General features: G+C 72.2%; 1 protein-coding gene. It reads left to right on the top strand.

The genetic code is table 11. The annotated features are described in order from the left end of the window. Positions 1 to 66 precede the first annotated feature (66 nt). Complete coding sequence (gene proC / locus ACJA3G_RS37750; RefSeq protein WP_406557512.1) at positions 67 to 876, top strand: pyrroline-5-carboxylate reductase; 810 nt, start codon at positions 67 to 69, stop codon at positions 874 to 876. Positions 877 to 908: the final 32 nt, after the last annotated feature.

Raw genomic sequence — 908 nt, 5'->3', positions numbered from 1 at the left:
GTGCGAGGATGACGAGGCCAGACCCCGCACCACGGAGAGACCCCGCACCACCCGGAGGGTGACCGCATGACCCACACCGTCGCAGTCCTCGGCACCGGCAAGATCGGCGAAGCCCTCCTGAGCGGGATGATCCGCGCCGGCTGGAACCCCGCGAACCTCCTGGTCACGACCCGCCGCCCGGAACGCGCCGAGGAGCTGCGCACCCGTTACGGCGTCGACTCCGTCAGCAACGCCGACGCCGCCAAGCGCGCCGACACCCTGATCCTCGCCGTGAAGCCCCAGGACATGGGCCGCCTCCTCGACGAGCTCACCCCGCACGTCGCCCCGGACCGCCTGGTCATCAGCGCCGCCGCCGGTATCCCGACCGCGTTCATCGAGGAACGGCTCGCTCCGAACACACCGGTCGTCCGTGTCATGCCGAACACCCCCGTCCTGGTCGACGAGGGCATGTCCGTCATCAGCGCGGGCAGCCACGCGACCCCGACCCACCTCGCCCATACGGAGGAGATCTTCGGCGGCGTCGGCAAGACCCTGCGCGTCCCGGAATCCCAGCAGGACGCCGCCACAGCGCTCTCCGGCTCGGGTCCGGCCTACTTCTACTACCTGGTCGAGGCCATGACCGACGCCGGCATCCTGCTCGGCCTGCCGCGCGCCCAGGCCCACGACCTCATCGTGCAGGCCGCCATCGGCGCCGCCGTGATGCTCCGCGACAGCGGCGAACACCCCGTCAAGCTCCGCGAGGCGGTCACCTCACCCGCGGGCACCACGATCAGCGCGATCCGCGAACTGGAGAACCACGGCGTACGGGCCGCCCTGATCGCGGCCCTGGAAGCCGCCCGCGACCGCAGCCGTGAGCTGGCCTCGGGCAACGGCTGAGCCCCCCTGCCGACCCTCCGCGGCCCCTCCGC

Origin of the sequence: Streptomyces sp. YS-3 (genome assembly GCF_045257485.1) — a bacterium.
In the GTDB taxonomy this organism is placed as follows: domain Bacteria; phylum Actinomycetota; class Actinomycetes; order Streptomycetales; family Streptomycetaceae; genus Streptomyces.
The sequence above is the reverse complement of the archived record's forward strand: the minus strand, read 5'-3'. Positions and strand labels throughout refer to the sequence as shown.